General features: G+C 68.5%; 18 protein-coding genes. 16 read left to right on the top strand and 2 right to left on the bottom strand.

What is annotated here, in order from left to right:
- The first annotated feature begins 102 nt into the window (after positions 1 to 102).
- From pyrR to EV653_RS13915, 9 genes are all read left to right on the top strand, one after another.
- Positions 103 to 699, top strand: coding sequence for a bifunctional pyr operon transcriptional regulator/uracil phosphoribosyltransferase PyrR (pyrR, locus tag EV653_RS13955; protein WP_134102595.1), 597 nt, complete (start codon positions 103 to 105; stop codon positions 697 to 699).
- Positions 699 to 1,634, top strand: coding sequence for an aspartate carbamoyltransferase catalytic subunit (locus EV653_RS13950; protein ID WP_202871592.1), 936 nt, complete (start codon positions 699 to 701; stop codon positions 1,632 to 1,634). The genes pyrR and EV653_RS13950 overlap by 1 nt, the downstream gene beginning before the upstream one ends.
- The gene (locus EV653_RS13945) at positions 1,631 to 2,923 is read left to right on the top strand and encodes a dihydroorotase (protein WP_134102589.1); all 1,293 of its coding nucleotides are present in this window, start codon (positions 1,631 to 1,633) and stop codon (positions 2,921 to 2,923) included. Before EV653_RS13950 ends, EV653_RS13945 begins: the two co-directional genes overlap by 4 nt.
- Positions 2,920 to 3,414 carry a PH-like domain-containing protein gene (locus EV653_RS13940; RefSeq protein WP_134102586.1) on the top strand — a complete coding sequence of 165 codons (495 nt, stop codon included), beginning with the start codon at positions 2,920 to 2,922 and terminating at the stop codon, positions 3,412 to 3,414. The genes EV653_RS13945 and EV653_RS13940 overlap by 4 nt, the downstream gene beginning before the upstream one ends.
- The gene (gene carA, locus EV653_RS13935) at positions 3,411 to 4,532 is read left to right on the top strand and encodes a glutamine-hydrolyzing carbamoyl-phosphate synthase small subunit (protein WP_134102582.1); all 1,122 of its coding nucleotides are present in this window, start codon (positions 3,411 to 3,413) and stop codon (positions 4,530 to 4,532) included. The genes EV653_RS13940 and carA overlap by 4 nt, the downstream gene beginning before the upstream one ends.
- Positions 4,532 to 7,834 (top strand): carbamoyl-phosphate synthase large subunit, encoded by a 3,303-nt coding sequence (gene carB, locus EV653_RS13930; protein WP_134102579.1) that lies wholly within the window; start codon positions 4,532 to 4,534, stop codon positions 7,832 to 7,834. Before carA ends, carB begins: the two co-directional genes overlap by 1 nt.
- The gene (locus EV653_RS13925; protein WP_134102576.1) at positions 7,827 to 8,858 is read left to right on the top strand and encodes a quinone-dependent dihydroorotate dehydrogenase; all 1,032 of its coding nucleotides are present in this window, start codon (positions 7,827 to 7,829) and stop codon (positions 8,856 to 8,858) included. Before carB ends, EV653_RS13925 begins: the two co-directional genes overlap by 8 nt.
- Positions 8,859 to 8,881: 23 nt before the next feature.
- Positions 8,882 to 9,712 (top strand): orotidine-5'-phosphate decarboxylase, encoded by an 831-nt coding sequence (gene pyrF, locus EV653_RS13920; protein WP_134104242.1) that lies wholly within the window; start codon positions 8,882 to 8,884, stop codon positions 9,710 to 9,712.
- A gap of 113 nt (positions 9,713 to 9,825) precedes the next feature.
- Entirely contained in the window at positions 9,826 to 10,776 is a 951-nt protein-coding gene (locus tag EV653_RS13915; protein WP_202871591.1) for a DUF4037 domain-containing protein, read from the top strand.
- On the opposite strand, the gene EV653_RS13910 is transcribed toward EV653_RS13915, so the two are convergent.
- Positions 10,755 to 11,615 (bottom strand): LysR family transcriptional regulator, encoded by an 861-nt coding sequence (locus EV653_RS13910; RefSeq protein WP_134102570.1) that lies wholly within the window; start codon positions 11,613 to 11,615, stop codon positions 10,755 to 10,757. The two genes, EV653_RS13915 and EV653_RS13910, sit on opposite strands and share 22 nt — an antisense overlap.
- Before the next feature lie 69 nt (positions 11,616 to 11,684).
- Here EV653_RS13910 and EV653_RS13905 point away from each other — a divergent pair, with 69 nt between their 5' ends.
- From EV653_RS13905 to coaBC, 7 genes are all read left to right on the top strand, one after another.
- Positions 11,685 to 12,695, top strand: a complete 1,011-nt coding sequence (locus EV653_RS13905) for an EamA family transporter (RefSeq protein ID WP_238159723.1) — start codon at positions 11,685 to 11,687, stop codon at positions 12,693 to 12,695.
- Positions 12,665 to 13,048: a hypothetical protein gene (locus EV653_RS13900; protein WP_134102567.1), complete on the top strand. Its 384-nt coding sequence runs from the start codon at positions 12,665 to 12,667 to the stop codon at positions 13,046 to 13,048. The genes EV653_RS13905 and EV653_RS13900 overlap by 31 nt, the downstream gene beginning before the upstream one ends.
- A gap of 180 nt (positions 13,049 to 13,228) precedes the next feature.
- On the top strand, positions 13,229 to 13,612 hold the full coding sequence (locus EV653_RS13895) for a hypothetical protein (RefSeq protein WP_238159722.1): 384 nt from the start codon (positions 13,229 to 13,231) through the stop codon (positions 13,610 to 13,612).
- A gap of 116 nt (positions 13,613 to 13,728) precedes the next feature.
- Entirely contained in the window at positions 13,729 to 14,043 is a 315-nt protein-coding gene (mihF, locus tag EV653_RS13890; RefSeq protein WP_130449575.1) for an integration host factor, actinobacterial type, read from the top strand.
- A 64-nt stretch (positions 14,044 to 14,107) separates the two neighbouring features.
- The gene (gmk, locus tag EV653_RS13885) at positions 14,108 to 14,731 is read left to right on the top strand and encodes a guanylate kinase (RefSeq protein WP_134102564.1); all 624 of its coding nucleotides are present in this window, start codon (positions 14,108 to 14,110) and stop codon (positions 14,729 to 14,731) included.
- 2 nt (positions 14,732 to 14,733) lie between these two features.
- Positions 14,734 to 15,036: a DNA-directed RNA polymerase subunit omega gene (gene rpoZ, locus EV653_RS13880; RefSeq protein ID WP_130388473.1), complete on the top strand. Its 303-nt coding sequence runs from the start codon at positions 14,734 to 14,736 to the stop codon at positions 15,034 to 15,036.
- Between the two features lie 36 nt (positions 15,037 to 15,072).
- Entirely contained in the window at positions 15,073 to 16,383 is a 1,311-nt protein-coding gene (gene coaBC / locus EV653_RS13875) for a bifunctional phosphopantothenoylcysteine decarboxylase/phosphopantothenate--cysteine ligase CoaBC (RefSeq protein WP_238159721.1), read from the top strand.
- Here the strand turns inward: coaBC and EV653_RS13870 are convergent.
- Positions 16,380 to 17,273: a GNAT family N-acetyltransferase gene (locus tag EV653_RS13870; protein ID WP_134102561.1), complete on the bottom strand. Its 894-nt coding sequence runs from the start codon at positions 17,271 to 17,273 to the stop codon at positions 16,380 to 16,382. The two genes, coaBC and EV653_RS13870, sit on opposite strands and share 4 nt — an antisense overlap.
- Positions 17,274 to 17,361: the final 88 nt, after the last annotated feature.

The following is a 17,361-nucleotide window of genomic DNA, read 5'->3' as shown; positions in this document are numbered from 1 at the left end:
AGGCCAGCGTCAAGACGGCGTGTCACATCCGATACCATGTCAAGCGGTCCGAACGTCCTTTAAAGACCCGTCCAGAGAGGCGGGAAAGGAGGAACGGTAGCGATGAGCCCTGCCCAGAGTGCAGAGCAACCCGAGTTCACGCAGCCGCCGCAACACAGTGGTCGCGAGGTTCTCGACGCTTCCGACATTTCCCGGGCACTGACCCGGATCGCCCACGAGATTCTCGAGCGGAACCGCGGCGCCGACCCGGTCGTCCTGCTCGGCATCCCCACCCGCGGTGTCGCGCTCGCTCAGCGCGTGTCCGCCCGGATCCAGGCGGTTGAAGGGCAGAGCGTGCCCACAGGGTCACTCGATGTGACCATGTACCGCGACGACATCGGCCTCAAGCCGCCCCGCGGCCTGGAACACACCGACATCCCCGCGGACGGGATCGACGGCAAGGTCGTCGTCCTCGTCGACGACGTGCTGTTCTCCGGCCGCACGATCCGCGCGGCCCTCGACGCGCTCGGCGACATCGGCCGCCCGCGCGCGGTCCAGCTCGCGGTCCTGGTCGACCGGGGCCACCGCGAATTGCCGATCCGCGCCGACTACGTCGGCAAGAACCTGCCCACCTCGCTGGTGGAGCGGGTCACGGTGCACCTCACCGAGTACGACGGGGAAGACGCCGTACTGATCGCAGACAAGGGGGCGAAGGGCTGATGAAGCATCTGCTGAGTGCCGGCGACCTGAGCCGCGACGAGGCCAATCTGATCCTCGACACCGCCGAGGAGATGCGGTCGCTGGCCGACCGCCCGATCAAGAAGCTGCCCGCGCTGCGCGGGCGGACCGTGGTCAACCTGTTCTTCGAGGACTCGACCCGGACCCGGATCTCGTTCGAGGCGGCCGCCAAGCGGCTGTCGGCGGATGTGATCAACTTCTCCGCCAAGGGCTCGAGCGTGAGCAAGGGCGAGAGCCTGAAGGACACCGCGCTGACGCTGCAGGCGATGGGCGCGGACGGCGTGGTCTGCCGGCACGGCTCCTCCGGAGCGCCGCATCTGCTGGCGAAGTCCGGCTGGATGACCGGCTCGGTGGTGAACGCCGGTGACGGCACCCACGAGCACCCGACCCAGGCGCTGCTCGACGCGTTCACGATGCGCCGCCATCTCGGCTCGCTGGACGGCCGCCGGATCACGATCGTCGGCGACGTACTGCACTCGCGGGTCGCGCGGTCGAACGTGCTGCTGCTCTCGACGCTCGGCGCCGAGGTGACCGTGGTCGCGCCGCCGACACTGCTGCCCGTCAACATGACGAGCTGGCCGTGCGCGACGTCGTACGACCTGGACGGCGCGCTGGCGAAGACCGACGCGGTGATGATGCTGCGGGTGCAGCGGGAGCGGATGAACGACGCGTTCTTCCCGAGTGCCCGCGAATACACGCGGCGGTACGGCCTCGACAAATACCGGATGGCGCAGCTGCCGGACGAGGCGATCGTGCTGCACCCTGGCCCGATGAACCGCGGGATGGAGATCAGCGCCGAGGTCGCCGACTCCACCCGCTCGGTGATCGTCGAGCAGGTCACGAACGGCGTGGCCATCCGCATGGCCGTCCTTTATCTGCTGTTGTCAGGTAGTAACGAAGAGGAGCAGACCGCATGACCGCATACCTGATCACCGGAGCAAGCGTCGTCGGCGGTGAGGTGGCGGATCTGCTGATCGACAACGGCGAGATCGTTGCTGTCGGCACCAACCTCGAAACCCCCGCGGGTACGACGACCGTCGACGCGCAGGGCCTGATCGCCCTGCCGGGTCTGGTCGACCTGCACACGCACCTGCGCGAGCCCGGCCGCGAGGACGCCGAGACCGTGCTGACCGGCACGCGGGCGGCGGCCAAGGGCGGCTTCACCGCGGTGTTCGCGATGGCCAACACCGACCCGGTCGCCGACACCGCGGGCGTCGTCGAGCAGGTCTGGCGCCTCGGCCGCGACGCCGGGTACGCGGACGTGTTCCCGATCGGCGCGGTCACCGTCGGCCGGAAGGGCATGCAGCTCGCCGAGCTCGGTGCCATGGCGGACTCGGCTGCTCGCGTCCGGGTCTTCTCCGACGACGGCGACTGTGTCTGGGATGCGGCGCTGATGCGGCGTGCGCTCGAGTACGTGAAGGCGTTCGATGGCGTGATCGCCCAGCACGCCCAGGAGCCACGGCTGACCCAGGGCGCGCAGATGAACGAGGGCGCGCTGTCCGGAGTACTCGGACTGACCGGCTGGCCGAGTGTCGCCGAGGAGGCGATCATCGCCCGCGACATCCTGCTCAACGCCCATGTCGGGTCGAAGCTGCACATCTGCCACCTGTCGACCAGAGGTTCGGTGGAGATCGTCCGCGCCGCCAAGCGCCGCGGGCTGGAGGTCACCGCCGAGGTCACGCCGCACCACCTGCTGCTGACCGAGGACCTCGCGGCCTCCTACAACCCCGTCTACAAGGTGAACCCGCCGCTGCGCACCAAGGACGACGTCGAGGCGGTCCGCGAGGGTCTGGCCGACGGCACGATCGACATCGTCGCCACCGACCACGCGCCCCACCCGGTGGAGGACAAGGACTGCGAGTGGAGCGCGGCCGCATTCGGCATGACCGGCCTAGAGACGGCGCTCAGCGTCGTACAGCACTCGATGATCGACACCAAGCTGCTGACCTGGGCCGAGGTGGCCGACCGGATGAGCTACCGCCCGGCCTCGATCGGTCAGATCTCCGACCACGGCCGGCCGCTCGAGACCGGTGCGCCCGCGAACGTCGTGCTGTACGACCCCAGGGTCGAGCGGACCGTCGTACCGGACGAGTCGGTGTCGCTGTCGCGGAACACGCCGTTCGAGGGGATGACGCTGCCGGGCAAGGTGGTCGCGACGTTCCTCCGCGGTGTGCCGGTCGTGCTCGACGGTGAGCTGACTCGGTGAAGAGCTTCCTAGGCATTCTCGGCACGCTGCTGGTGCTGGCAGCGGGCTACTTCGGCATGTACCGGGGCTGGCGGAACCGCCAGTCCCGGCAGTCCGACCTGGCGCCGCTGCCCACGGTGCCGGGGGAGGACAAGACCCGCGGCGTCGAGGGCGTGTACGTCGCAACCACGAGCGCCGGCGACTGGATGGACCGGATCGCCGTGCACGAACTGGGCGTCCGCAGCATCGCGGACCTGGCCGTCAGTGAGGCCGGCCTGATCTTCCACCGGCAGGGCGCGACGGATGTGTTCATCCCCGCGGACCACGTGACCGGCGTACGGACCGACCGCGGGATCGCCGGCAAGGTGACCGCGGAGAAGTCCGGCCTGGTCGTGGTCACCTGGACGCACGACGGCCGCGAGCTCGACACCGGGTTCCGCCCGCGTCGCAAGGCCGATACCGCCGCCCTGACCGAATCCATCGCAACACTGATCGGAGCCGAGCAAAGATGAGCCAGCCCGCACTCCTGGTCCTCGAGGACGGCCGGTCGTTCGCCGGCACGTCGTACGGGGCGACCGGCGAGACGTACGGCGAGGCGGTGTTCACCACCGGGATGACCGGTTACCAGGAGACGCTGACCGACCCGTCGTACCACCGGCAGATCGTCACCCAGACCGCGCCGCACATCGGCAACACCGGTGTGAACGACGAGGACGACGAGTCGCAGCGGATCTGGGTCGCCGGGTACGTCGTCCGCGACCCGGCCCGCGTCCCGTCCAACTGGCGCGCCAAGCGGTCCCTGGACGACCAGCTGAAGAGCCAGGGGATCGTCGGGATCTCCGGTATCGACACCCGTGCGTTGACCCGGCACCTGCGTGAGCGCGGCGCGATGCGGGCGGGGATCTCCACCGAGATCCTGGATCCGGCTGCCCTGCTGGCGAAGGTTCTGCAGCAGCCGCCGATGGCCGGCGCGGACCTCGCCGACGAGGTCACCACCCCCGAGACGTACGTCGTACCGGCCGAGGGCGAGAAGCGGTTCACCGTGGTCGCGCTCGACCTCGGGATCAAGTCGATGACGCCGAAGCGGATGGCCGAGCGCGGCATCGAGGTCCACGTGATGCCCGCCACCGCCTCGCTGGACGAAGTACTCGCGGTCAACCCGGACGGCATTTTCATGAGCAACGGGCCGGGCGACCCGGAGACGACCGAGCACCCGACCACGCTGCTGAAGCAGTTGCTCGAGCAGAACAAGCCGTACTTCGGGATCTGCTTCGGCAACCAGGTGTTCGGCCGGGCGCTGGGGCTGGGGACCTTCAAGCTGAAGTACGGGCACCGCGGGATCAACCAGCCGGTGCTCGACCGGGCGACCGGCAAGGTGGAGATCACCGCGCAGAACCACGGCTTCGCGGTCGACGCGCCGATCGATTCAATGGTCGAGACGCCGTACGGCACAGCCGAGGTCAGCCATGTGTCGCTGAACGACAACGTGGTCGAAGGATTGCGGCTCACCGGCAAGGACGGCCGCGTGCTGGCGTTCTCCGTGCAGTACCACCCGGAGGCAGCGGCGGGTCCCCACGACTCCGCCTACCTGTTCGACCGGTTCATCGAGCTGATGGAAGGGCGGAACTGATGCCGCGGCGGACAGATATCGAGTCGGTCCTGGTGATCGGCTCCGGCCCGATCGTGATCGGTCAGGCCTGCGAGTTCGACTACTCCGGCACGCAGGCCTGCCGGGTCCTGCGCGAAGAGGGCTTCCGCGTCGTGCTGGTGAACTCCAACCCGGCCACGATCATGACGGACCCGGAGTTCGCCGACGCCACGTACGTCGAGCCGATCACGCCGGAGTTCGTCGAGAAGGTGATCGAGAAGGAGCGCCCGAACGCGCTGCTCGCCACCCTCGGCGGCCAGACCGCGCTGAACGCGGCGATCGCCCTGCACGAGAACGGCGTGCTCGAGAAGTACGGCGTGGAGCTGATCGGCGCGTCCGTCGACGCGATCCAGCGGGGTGAGAACCGCGAGTCGTTCAAGCACATCGTCGAGAAGCTCGGCGCGTCGGTGGCCCGGTCGGTGATCTGCCACACGCTGGACGACGTGATGGGCGCCGCGGACCAGCTCGGGTACCCGCTGGTCGTGCGGCCGTCGTTCACGATGGGCGGCGTCGGCTCGGGGATGGCGTACGACGAGGCCGACCTGCGCCGGATCGCCGGCGCCGGACTGCACGCGTCGCCGACCACCGAGGTCCTGATCGAGGAGTCGATCCTCGGCTGGAAGGAGTACGAGCTGGAGGTGATGCGCGACAAGGCCGACAACGTCGTGATCATCTGCTCGATCGAGAACCTCGACCCGATGGGCGTGCACACCGGCGACTCGGTCACGGTCGCGCCCGCGATGACGCTGACCGACCGCGAGTACCAGGTCATGCGGGACCTTGCCATCGGCATCATTCGCGAGGTCGGAGTCGACACCGGCGGCTGCAACATCCAGTTTGCGGTCAACCCGGCCGACGGCCGGCTGATCGTGATCGAGATGAACCCCCGGGTCTCGCGCTCGTCCGCGCTGGCGTCGAAGGCGACCGGCTTCCCGATCGCGAAGATCGCCGCGAAGGTTGCCATCGGCTACACGCTGGACGAGATCCCGAACGACATCACCAAGCAGACGCCGGCCAGCTTCGAGCCGACGCTGGACTACGTGGTGGTGAAGGTGCCGCGGTTCGCGTTCGAGAAGTTCCCGGCCGCGGACGCCACGCTGACCACGCACATGAAGAGCGTCGGCGAGGCGATGGCGATCGGCCGCAACTTCACCGAGGCGCTGCAGAAGGCGCTGCGGTCGCTGGAGAAGCCGGAGGCCCGATTCTCCTGGGCCGGGCATCCGGCCGGCGACCTGGAGCCGCTGCTGGAAAAGATCAAGACACCGCAGGACGGCCGGCTGCGGATCATCATGGACGCGATCCGCGCGGGTGCGACTCCCGAGAAGATCTTCGACGCGACCAAGATCGACCCGTGGTTCGTGGACCAGCTGTACCTGCTGCACGAGACCGCGCTGCAGGTGGCGGCTGCGCCGCGGCTCACGCCCGAGGTCATCAAGCTGGCCAAGCGGCACGGGTTCTCGGACCTGCAGCTGGCCGAGATCCGTGGGCTGACCGAGGACGTCGTCCGCGGCGTACGGCAGGCGCTCGGGATCCGGCCGGTCTACAAGACGGTCGACACCTGTGCGGCCGAGTTCAAGGCCGAGACGCCGTACCACTACTCGTCGTACGACGAGGAGTCCGAGGTCGCGCCGCGGACCGAGTCGGCTGTGCTCATCCTGGGCTCGGGGCCGAACCGGATCGGGCAGGGCATCGAGTTCGACTACTCCTGCGTGCACGCGTCGATGGCCCTGCGCGAGGCCGGGTACTGCACGGTGATGGTCAACTGCAACCCGGAGACGGTCTCGACCGACTACGACACCTCCGACCGGCTGTACTTCGAGCCACTCACTTGCGAGGACGTGCTCGAGATCGTGTACGCCGAGATGCAGGCCGGCCCGGTGGCCGGCGTGATCGTGCAGCTCGGCGGCCAGACGCCGCTCGGGTTGGCGCAGCGGCTCGCGGACGCCGGCGTACCGATCGTCGGGACGTCGCCGGAGGCCATTCACCTGGCCGAGGAGCGGGGCGCGTTCGGCAAGGTGCTCGCGGAGGCCCAGCTGCCGGCGCCGAAGCACGGTACGGCGCTGTCCGCGGACGAGGCGCAGGCGGTGGCCGAGGAGATCGGGTTCCCGGTGCTCGTGCGGCCGTCGTACGTGCTGGGCGGACGTGGGATGGAGATCGTCTACAGCTCGGCCGAGTTGTCGGCCGCGCTCGAGCGGCTGGGCGGCGGCGAGGCGTTCGAGCACCCGGTGCTGATCGACCGGTTCCTCGACGACGCGGTCGAGATCGACGTCGACGGGCTGTTCGACGGCGAGGAGCTCTTCCTCGGCGGCGTGATGGAGCACATCGAGGAGGCCGGCGTCCACTCGGGCGACTCGTCTTGTGCGCTGCCGCCGATCACGCTCGGGAACGCGGATATCGAGAAGCTCCGGACGTCCACCGAAGCGATCGCGCGCGGGGTCGGTGTCCGCGGGCTGATCAACATCCAGTACGCCCTCGCCGGCGATGTGCTGTATGTGCTGGAGGCGAACCCACGGGCATCGCGGACGGTGCCGTTCGTGTCGAAGGCGACCGCGACACCGCTGGCGAAGGCCGCCGCCCGGGTGATGCTCGGGGCAACGATCGCCGAGCTGCGGGGCGAAGGGTTGCTGCCGGCAACCGGTGACGGCGGCACGCTGCCGCCGACGACGCCGATCGCGGTGAAGGAAGCCGTGATGCCGTTCAACCGGTTCCGGACCATCGACGGCTCGTCGGTCGACACCGTGCTCGGCCCGGAGATGAAGTCCACCGGCGAGGTGATGGGTATCGACGACACCTTCGGTACGGCGTTCGCGAAGTCGCAGGCGGGGGCCTCGCAGCCGCTGCCGATCGACGGCAAGGTGTTCGTCTCGGTCGCGAACCGGGACAAGCGGCACATGATCTTCCCGGTCAAGCGGCTGGCGGATCTCGGCTTCCAGATCTACGCGACCGAAGGCACGGCCGACGTACTGCGGCGCAACGGCGTCGAGGCGGTCACCGTCCGCAAGAGCAGTCAGGGCCCCGGCCCGAACGGCGAGCCGACGATCGTCCAGATGGTCCAGGACGGCGAGCTCAACCTGATCGTCAACACCCCGATCGGTATCACGCAGGGCGGTTCGCCGCGCCTCGACGGCTACGAGATCCGCAGCGCCGCAGTAGCACGCAACATCCCATGCATCACCACGGTCCAGGGCCTGGCAGCCGCTGTGCAAGGCATCGAGGCCCAGCGCGCCGGCGACATCGGCGTACGGTCGCTCCAGGACTGGGTGCCGAGGATCCACGGTGTATAGGAGAGTTGTCCGACCGGTCCTGTACCGGCTGGGTCGCGGTGACGCGGAGGTCGCCCACGAGCAGACGCTGAAGGGGATGCGCCTGGTGGGGCGCATCCCCGGCGGCCCTGCGCTCGGAGCCCGGATGTTCAGGTCGGCGTCACCGCGTTCGGTCTTCGGCCTGACGTTCCCGTCACCGGTCGGGCTGGCTGCCGGGATGGACAAGAACGGGATCGCACTGCGGGCGTGGCCCGCGGTCGGTTTCGGCTTCGTCGAGGTCGGCACCGTCACCGCGCATCCGCAACCGGGTAACGAGAAGCCCCGGTTGTTCCGGTTGGTCGAGAACGAGGCTGTCATCAACCGCATGGGCTTCAACAACCTCGGCTCCGAAGCGCTCGCGGACCGACTCGCGGCGTACGGCGAACTCGGCTACCCGCTCGGCATCTCGATCGGCAAGTCGAAGATCACCCCGCTCGAGGACGCCGTCGAGGACTACGTGACGTCCCTGCGCCGCCTCTACCGGTACGCCGACTACTTCGCCGTGAACGTCTCCTCACCGAACACGCCCGGCCTGCGCTCGCTGCAGGACGCCGGCCACCTGCGCGAACTACTCGCCGCTCTGCGCGCCGAGGCCACTTCGCTGACCGTTGCCGGGCTCGATCCGAAGCCGATCCTGGTGAAGATCGCACCCGACCTGACGACGTCCGCGATCGACGAGCTGCTCCAGGTCTGCACCGACGGACACGTGGCCGGAATCATCGCCACCAACACCACCATCGATCGGGCGGGCGTCTCGGATCATCCGTTGGCTCGCGAGACCGGGGGCCTGTCCGGGCGCCCCCTTGCGGAGATCGCGGCGAAGACCGTCGCCCACATTCACAACGAGACCGGGGGAGCGTTGCCGATCATCGGGGTAGGAGGGATCGTCGAACCGTCCGACGCCGCCCGCCTGTTCGACGCCGGCGCCAGCCTGGTGCAGGTCTACACCGGCCTGATCTACCGCGGCCCCGGCCTGATCCGGGCCATCAACAGGAGCTTGCCGTGAGCAACCAACTAGTGGGGAGCGACATGCGTAACAAGCCGTTCGGTGCGCGTCTGCGCGCTGCCATGGACACCCGCGGGCCACTCTGCGTCGGCATCGACCCACACCAGCACCTGCTCGACGCCTGGGGCCTGCCGGACACGGCCGAGGGCCTGGCCTCGTTCACGTACGGCGTCGTCGACGCGCTCGCCGACCGGGTCGCGGTGTTCAAGCCGCAGTCCGCGTTCTTCGAGCGGTTCGGGTCGGCCGGCATCGCCGTACTCGAGCAGGCCACGATCCGGCTGCGGGACGCCGGTGCGCTGGTGATCATCGACGCGAAGCGCGGAGACATCGGCAGCACGATGGGCGGGTACGCGGCGGCGTACCTGGCCGAGAAGGGTCCGCTGGCGTGCGACGCGCTGACGGTCAGCCCGTACCTCGGGTTCGGCTCGCTGCAACCGGCCATCGACGTGGCGCGCGAGTCCGGCGCCGGCCTGTTCGTCCTGGCGCTGACCTCCAACCCGGAGGGTCCGCAGTTCCAGACGGCGCGCACCGCCGACGGCCCGACTGTCGCCGGAGCGGTCCTCGACGGCCTGCGCGGACTCAACGCGGACGCCGACGACCTCGGGTCGTTCGGGGCAGTTGTTGGCGCGACCATCAGCTCCACCGACGAGAACCTCGACATCAACGGCCCGCTGCTTGCCCCCGGCCTCGGCGCCCAAGGCGGCACGGCCGAGGGGCTGACGAAGGTCTTCGGCACGGCGGTCCGCAACGTCGTACCGTCGAGCTCCCGCGAGATCCTCGGCGCCGGACCGACCGGCCTGCAGGCCGCGGCCGACCGGGCGAACGATGCCTACCGGACCGTGCTGGGCTACTGACGGAATGCACTAAACGCTGATAGAATAAGAACCAGCAAATCCCGCGAGCTATTTTCGCGGGATTTGCTCGTTTATCTTGAATTTCCGGCCGGTGTTATGCGATCTTCCTTCGCATGTCTGGTCTGGGGATTTGCGAGCGGTTCTATCGGAAGGTCGTCCGGCCGCAGTTGGACGTGCCGCACAGCGCCGCGCTGCTGGGGCGCGGGTCGGAGGTGCTCGGCTTCGACGACGAGATGTCGACCGACCACAACTGCGAAGCGCGGGTGCTGCTGTTCGTCGATCACGGTGTCGAAGTGCAGCCGGAGGTGCCGACGACGTTCGAGGACCGGCCGACCTGGGTCGAGGTGCATACGCTGCACAAATACTTCCGCGACCAGTTGGCGTTCGACATCGACGCCGAGCTGACGCCGCAGAATTGGCTGACATTTCCCGAGTCGATCCTTCGGCAGCACACGGCCGGTGGTGTGTTCCATGACGACTTGGGTCTCGCGGCGGTCCGCGAGCGGCTGGCGTACTACCCGGACGATGTGTGGCGCTATTTGATGATCACCGCGTGGTGGCGGGTCCATCCGGAGATGAACCTGGTCGGGCGGGCCGGGTACGTCGGGGACGAGCTCGGATCGGCGTTGATCGGCGCGCAGCTCGTTCACGACCTCATGCAACTGTGCTTCCTGATCGAGCGCACCTACGCGCCGTACCGGAAATGGTTCGGTACGGCGTTCAACCGCCTGTCGTGCGGCCCGACCCTGACGCCGCTGCTGCGCGAGGTGCTGCGGGCGGAAACGTGGCAGCAACGCGAAGAGGCGCTGATGGCGGCCTATCGCGGCGTCGCCGAGCTACACAACCGATCGGCCGTCACCACGCCGATCGAGCTCGGTGTGGAGCAGATGTGCGGCCGGCCGTTCAAGGTCGTCTGGGGAGACTTCATCGGCACGCTCACAGCCGACCTCCAGGATCCCGCCGTACTGCAGCTCTACGAGCGCTGGCCCGTCGGCGGCATCGAGCAGATCCGCGACACGCTGTGGAAGGCCGTGGATCGCCGTCAGGCGCTGGACTTCTTGTAGAGCGTCGTCAGCAGTTCGACGGCCGCCTGAGTCGCCGGATGCGGGTCCTCGCGACGCCAGATCAGGTGCACGTCGACCGGCGGGGCATCGCGCAGCGGGCGATAGACGACGCCATCCCGCCGGTACTGCGTCGTCGTCGCCTGAGGCGTCACGCCGACGCAGCGGCCGGAGGCGATCGCGGCCAGCCAGTCGTCGACGTCATGGGTGAACTCGATCCGCGGTCGCGCGTCCTCCGGCCAGAGCTCGATCGTGGTGCTTCCGGTCCGGCGGTCGATCACGATCGTCCGGTCGGCGATCTGCGCGAGCGTGAGCGATCGTTTGCGCGCCAGCGCGTCATCGGCCGGAAGTACGCCGTACCGCGGCTCCTGGGTCAGCAGCACGTGGCCGAACCTGCTCAGGTCGAGGTGGCTCCGGACGACGGCCAGATCGCACAGACCCTCGGTGAGGCCGCCGGTGGCTGTGTTCGTGCGGATCAGTTGCAGCTCGACCTCGGGGTGGGCGGCAGCCCATCGGCGCTGGAACTCCGTCGTATGCCGGCCGAACGCCGACCACGCGTGCCCGACGCGCAGCCGGGTGTGGCCGCTGGTCGCCTCAGTCACCAGTACGTCGATCTCGGCCAGGATCTGCCGGGCCCTCGCGAGGACTTGGACGCCTGCAGTCGTCGGTGTGATCGAGCGGCTGGTCCGATGCAGCAGGCGTACGCCGAGCCGTTGTTCCAGGGCCAGCAGGCTCCGCGACACAGCGGCCTGGGAGATCCCGAGCTCGATCGCCGCATCGGTGAATGTCCCGTTGTCCACGATCGCGACCAGGCAGCGCAGGTGCCGCAGCTCGAGATCCATGACTCCAGCGTATAGATCACCGCGCGCCCGCATTTTGTGGCGACGCCTGCTGGGCGGACTCTCGTGTTCGTGAGGCGAGAACGGTGGGTCGGAGTGGTGATGATGCTCGGGAGCGGGCTGTCGACGCAGGTCGGAGCGTCGGTCGCGGCGCTCGCGTTCCCGGTGATCGGTCCGGCGGGCGTGGTGGCGATCCGTCAATGGGTCGCGGCGATCGTCCTGCTCGCGGTCGGCCGCCCGCGTCTGCGATCCATCACCGCCCGCCAGTGGCGCCCGGTGATCGGGCTGGCCATGGTCTTCGCGGTCATGAACCTGTCCCTCTACACGGCCATCGATCGGGTAGGCCTAGGCCTGGCAGTCACCCTGGAATTCCTGGGTCCGCTCGCTGTTGCACTGCTCGGCTCACGTCGCGTGCTCGACCTGGTGTGCGCGCTCGTCGCCGCGCCGGCAGTGGTGCTGCTGGCGCGACCCCAAGCGACAACCGACTACCTGGGCATCGGGCTCGGCCTGCTGGCCGCGATGGGCTGGGCCTTCTACATCCTGCTCAACCGCAAGGTCGGTCGAGAGTTGCCGGGTGCAACGGGTTCGGCCGCCGCTGCTGCGTTGTCCGGACTCGCTTATATTCCTGTCGGCGTGATCGTGCTGCTGCATCACCCCGCCACGCTCGCCGCTGCGTCGTACGCGCTGGTGGCCGGCGTACTGTCGTCCGCGGTGCCGTTTCTCGTTGATTTGTTGACGTTGCGGCGAGTGCCGGCACAGTTCTTCGGTGTGTTCATGAGCGTGAACCCGGTGCTCGCGGCAATGGTCGGTCTCGTGGTTCTGCACCAGGAGCCGGCGATCGTCGACTGGGCGGCGATCCTGGTGATCGTCGCGGCGAACGCGGTCGCGATCTCGTTCGGCGGTCGCGACGACGCGCCACATCACAACCCGGTTCCAGTCGAGCCGTGCGATCTTGTTCACGGCGTGCCGGAGCTCGCGATGACCCCGGCGTTCGGAAAGGTGTCGGCGGACGGGGAGCCACAGACTTCCCGCGCGACGTGTGAAGGAACAGAATGCGGAAGCTGGCAGCCCTCGCGGCCGTAGTGACGATCAGTGCCGGTGTCCTGACGGCATGCTCCGGCGGCGACTACTGCGGTGACCTGAAGGGCTACGTCGACTCGTCGAAGAACCTGGACATCAAGGACTCCGACGCCGTCGGCAAGATGCTGGACCAGGCCAAGAAGGTGTCGAAGTCGGCGCCGGACGATCTGAAGGACGACTGGAAGACCGTCATCGACTACGCCGAGAAGGCGCAGGACGCCAACGGCGACACCAACAAGCTGCTGGAGCTCGCCAAGAGCGACGGCGACAAGATCACCCCCGCTATGCAGGCGATCACCAAGCAGGCGAAGGACACCTGCAAGATCGACCTCCCGGGCGCAGGCAACGCCAACTGACGCTCGCGGTGCCGGCAGGGCGGCGTCGCATCGCCGTCCCGCCGGCGCCACGGCGACAGCACCTGACCGTACCTGGCAGCATCCGGATCGTCCGACAGCGGAACGTATTCGTTTCGGATGATTTGGTGACTCCCGGTAGCGTCGTTCGCACACGACCTCCCGACCCCCGAGGATGAAGCCGTGAAACGTGCTCTCGCCATCATTGCGACCGTGGCCGCCGCTGTGACGGCAGGCGGTGCGCTGACCGCCTGCACCGACGAGCAGGCGTACTGCGTCGACCTCGCCAAGTACGCCGCCAAGGCCGTCGACGTCGACCCGCAGAAGCCGGTCGACTACGTGAAGATCCTGGACGAGGCGAAGAAGCTCCAGGAGTCCGCGCCGAAGGACGTCAAGGACGACTGGGGTGTCGTCGTCACGTTCGCCGAGAAGGCCAAGGCGGCCGGTTCGGACCGGGTCGAGCTCGCGAAGCTCAGCAAGGAGACCGGCGCCGTGATGACGGCGTACAAGAACATCAGCAGCCAGGCCAAGGACAGCTGCAAGGTCGACCTCCCGGCGCTGAACTGATCAACTGATCGTTCGAATCCGCAGCCCGTCCCGCGACTCTGCTCACCGCGTCCTGATCGCGGGCTGGAGCCGTGTTAGGTTCCCTTGCGAAGCCATACAACGGGACAGGTGAAACGGTGCCACTTCCTTCTTTGACCCCGGAGCAGCGTGCGGCTGCACTGGACAAGGCCGCGGCCGCGCGGCGTGAACGAGCCGAGATCAAGAACCGGATCCGGCACTCGGGAGCGTCTCCGACGGAGGTGCTCCACGAGGGCCAGACCAACGAGGTCATCGGCAAGATGCGGGTGAGCCAGCTTCTGCAGTGCATCCCCGGCGTCGGCAAGGTCCGAGCCCAGCAGATCATGGAGCGGGCCGGGATCTCCGAGACGCGGCGGGTGCGCGGCCTCGGCTCCAACCAGATCGCCGCGCTCGAGCGCGAATTCGCTGAGTGACGCTGGGTGATTCAGTGTGAGCCAGACCGAAATCCATCCCGGCTCGTTGGACACTGGTGTGACGATGACCACGCACCCTGACAATGTCGCGAACGAGCCGCTGGCCGCCGATCCCGGCCCGGCGCGGTTGACCGTGCTGGCCGGGCCCACGGCGGTGGGGAAGGGGACGGTCGCGGCAGAGATCCGCGAGCGATACCCCGACATCTGGATCTCGGTCTCGGCAACCACCCGCAAACCCCGGCCGAACGAAGTGCACGGCGTGCACTACCTGTTCGTCTCCGACGCGGAGTTCGACCGAATGGTCGCGGACGGTGAGTTGCTCGAGTGGGCCGTCGTCCACAAGGCGGCCCGCTACGGGACGCCGAAGCAGCCGGTGCTCGACAAGCTCGCCGCGGGCCGGCCTGCCCTGCTGGAGATCGACCTGCAGGGCGCGCGTCAGGTCCGCGAGACGATGCCGGAGGCACAGTTCGTGTTCCTGGCGCCGCCGACCTGGGACGAGCTGGTACGCCGCCTGGTCGGCCGCGGCACCGAGACGCAGGAAGAGCGCGAGCGCCGGCTCGAGACCGCCGTACTGGAACTGGCGGCCGAGAAGGAGTTCGACGTGACGATCGTGAACGCCTCGGTTCGGGAGGCTGCCGATCAGTTGGTAAAGTTGATTCGATCACCCTCCATCTCTGGAAAGAGCTGACTTTGTCTGGCAACCAGCCCGTCGCCATCGGCATCACCTCGCCGCCGATCGACGACCTGCTCACCCGCACCGACTCGAAGTACAAGCTGGTGCTGTACTCGGCCAAGCGCGCGCGGCAGATCAACGCTTACTACTCGCAGCTCGGCGAGGGCCTGCTGGAGTACGTCGGACCGCTGGTCGAGACGCACGTCCAGGAGAAGCCGCTGTCGATCGCCATGCGCGAGATCAACGAGGGCGTGCTGACCTGCACCGACATCGACCCCGAGGCCGAGGCGGAAGCCGCTGCCGCGGAGAAGTCCGAGTAACCCACTCGCAATGACGACCGGGAACGGGGTCAGCTGATGTCCGGATCCGGTGAAGTGCAAACCCCTGGGACCACAGCTGTCCCGGGGGACTCTGTCGTTCCCGCTGCGCCCGTCAAGCACAAGCCCAACGTTGTGCTGGGCGTCGGCGGCGGCATCGCGGCGTACAAGGTCTGTGACCTCCTCCGGCGGCTGACCGAGTCCGGGCACAGCGTGCGCGTGGTGCCGACCGCGGCCGCGCTGGAGTTCGTCGGCGCGGCGACCTGGGCGGCGCTGTCCGGGAAGCCGGTGACGGCCGACCCGTTCGACAACGTCGAAGAAGTGCCGCACGTCCGGATCGGCAAGGCGGCTGAGCTGGTCGTGGTCGCGCCCGCGACCGCGAATCTGATCGCCAAGGCCGCCCATGGGCTGGCCGACGACCTGCTGACGAACACCCTGCTCACCGCACGCTGCCCGATCCTGTTCGCGGCGGCGATGCATACCGAGATGTGGGAACACCCGGCAACCCAGGCGAATGTCGCCGTCTTGCGTTCTCGCGGCATCACGGTTCTCGACCCGGCGGTCGGCCGGCTGACCGGCGCCGACACCGGCCGCGGACGGCTGCCCGAGCCGTCGGAGATCTTCGCGATCAGCCAGCTGATGCTCGCCGACGAGGCGGCCCGCGCCGCCGGGCAGTCGGTCGCCGACCTCACCGGCAAGCATGTTCTGGTCAGCGCAGGGGGAACGCGCGAACACCTCGACCCGGTCCGGTACCTGGGCAACTCCTCGTCCGGCAAGCAGGGCTACGCGCTCGCCCGGATCGCTGCCGCCCGCGGCGCCAAGGTCACGCTCGTCGCGGCCAACTCCGAGCTGCCCGATCCCGCCGGCGTACAGGTCGTTCCGGTCGTCTCGACGCGCGATCTGTACGACGAGATCACTGGCCGCGCGGGTGACGCGGACGCGATCGTGATGGCTGCCGCGCCCGCCGACTTCCGGCCCGCCGACGTCGCCGAGCACAAGATCAAGAAGACCGCCGACGGCGCCGTGCCCGCGGTCAACCTGGTGCAGAACCCGGACATCCTGCAGACCATCTCCCACGACCGGGCTCGCGCCGGCCAGGTCATCGTCGGCTTCGCGGCAGAGACCGGCGACGCCGACCACACCGTCCTGGAGCTCGGCCGCGCCAAGCTGGAACGCAAGGGCTGCGACCTCCTCGTCATCAACGACGTCTCCGGCGGCAAGGTCTTCGGCAGCGACCTGAACGAGGCCGTAATCCTCGACCGCGAAGGCAACGCCCTCCCCGTCCCCTCCGGCAGCAAAGACGCACTGGCCGGCGTCATCTGGAACCTGGTCGCCACCCACTGGCCCTAGATCGGGAGAGGCAGCGGTGCCCGCATCGTGAGGCTGACGATGCCGTAGGTGAAGCCGAGGTGTTCGTTGAGGCGGCGCATCGACTCGTTGCCGCGCTGCGTCCAGGTGTAGATCTCGGTGATTCCGTTGTCGGCCGCCCACGCCATGCTCGTGCGCTTCAGGGTCGACGCGACCGACTTGCCGCGCCACTCCCGGCGTACGGCGGTGTACCCGACCTCTGCACGCTCGGGGCGATCCGAGTCGAGCTTGAGCCCTGCCACGCCGATCACCTGGTCACCGGCGACAGCCACGAACATCGCGGCCGGGTCGTTGATCCACTCCTTCTCCCAGTCGGCTGCCGAAACCTTGAGCGCGACCGAGTGGTCCATGTCCGGGATGGTCGGCAACGCGACCTGGTGATAGGCCGCCGTCCACAGCTCCGGGCGTTCGGCGACCGAGACGATCTCGTACTCCGTCGGCGGCGCCGGCCAGGGCTCGTCGCCGATCTGCCGGACTTGTTCGACCTCCCGATTCGCCTCCTTGAAACCGAACCGCTCGGCGAACAGCCGGGACTCCTGGTCGTCGACGCTCGCCCCCGCCATGTCGTACCCCTGGGCAACGCCATGCTCGGCGAGCACCCGGAGCAGCTCCGTGCCCACGCCGCGGCGGCGGTGGTCCGGGTGGACACGCGGCATCAGCGACGCCCGCTCACCGTCGCCGGACCGATCCGCCAGCCCGCTGCCGACGACCTCACCGTCGACCTCGGCCAGCACAGTCAGCCGTCCGGGTCGATCGAGGTCGCGCATCTCGGCGACGGACGGGCAGCGCTCGTACGGCAGGACCGCGATCCGCACCGCGCGCCAGGCTTCGTAGTCGGCGTCGGTGATCGCCGTCCGGATGGTCGTGGTCATGCTGCTCAGCTTGCCCCAACCGACCGCAATCGGCTCGAGGTTTTCGCGCCCCGCACCCCGCATCCCCCGGCCCCGCACCTCGCACCTC

The organism is Kribbella pratensis (assembly GCF_004365355.1).
Taxonomy (GTDB): Bacteria; Actinomycetota; Actinomycetes; order Propionibacteriales; family Kribbellaceae; genus Kribbella.
This window is presented reverse-complemented; position numbering and strand designations above follow the sequence as displayed.

What these genes read in the sequence shown, in the direction of transcription:
- pyrR (WP_134102595.1), top strand. Translation starts at nt 103, where the DNA reads ATGAGCCCTGCCCAGAGTGCAGAGCAACCCGAGTTCACGCAGCCGCCG.
- EV653_RS13950 (WP_202871592.1), top strand. Translation starts at nt 699, where the DNA reads ATGAAGCATCTGCTGAGTGCCGGCGACCTGAGCCGCGACGAGGCCAAT.
- EV653_RS13945 (WP_134102589.1), top strand. Translation starts at nt 1,631, where the DNA reads ATGACCGCATACCTGATCACCGGAGCAAGCGTCGTCGGCGGTGAGGTG.
- carA (WP_134102582.1), top strand. Translation starts at nt 3,411, where the DNA reads ATGAGCCAGCCCGCACTCCTGGTCCTCGAGGACGGCCGGTCGTTCGCC.
- carB (WP_134102579.1), top strand. Translation starts at nt 4,532, where the DNA reads ATGCCGCGGCGGACAGATATCGAGTCGGTCCTGGTGATCGGCTCCGGC.
- pyrF (WP_134104242.1), top strand. Translation starts at nt 8,882, where the DNA reads ATGCGTAACAAGCCGTTCGGTGCGCGTCTGCGCGCTGCCATGGACACC.
- EV653_RS13915 (WP_202871591.1), top strand. Translation starts at nt 9,826, where the DNA reads ATGTCTGGTCTGGGGATTTGCGAGCGGTTCTATCGGAAGGTCGTCCGG.
- EV653_RS13910 (WP_134102570.1), bottom strand. Translation starts at nt 11,615, where the DNA reads ATGGATCTCGAGCTGCGGCACCTGCGCTGCCTGGTCGCGATCGTGGAC.
- EV653_RS13900 (WP_134102567.1), top strand. Translation starts at nt 12,665, where the DNA reads ATGCGGAAGCTGGCAGCCCTCGCGGCCGTAGTGACGATCAGTGCCGGT.
- gmk (WP_134102564.1), top strand. Translation starts at nt 14,108, where the DNA reads ATGACCACGCACCCTGACAATGTCGCGAACGAGCCGCTGGCCGCCGAT.
- coaBC (WP_238159721.1), top strand. Translation starts at nt 15,073, where the DNA reads ATGTCCGGATCCGGTGAAGTGCAAACCCCTGGGACCACAGCTGTCCCG.
- EV653_RS13870 (WP_134102561.1), bottom strand. Translation starts at nt 17,273, where the DNA reads ATGACCACGACCATCCGGACGGCGATCACCGACGCCGACTACGAAGCC.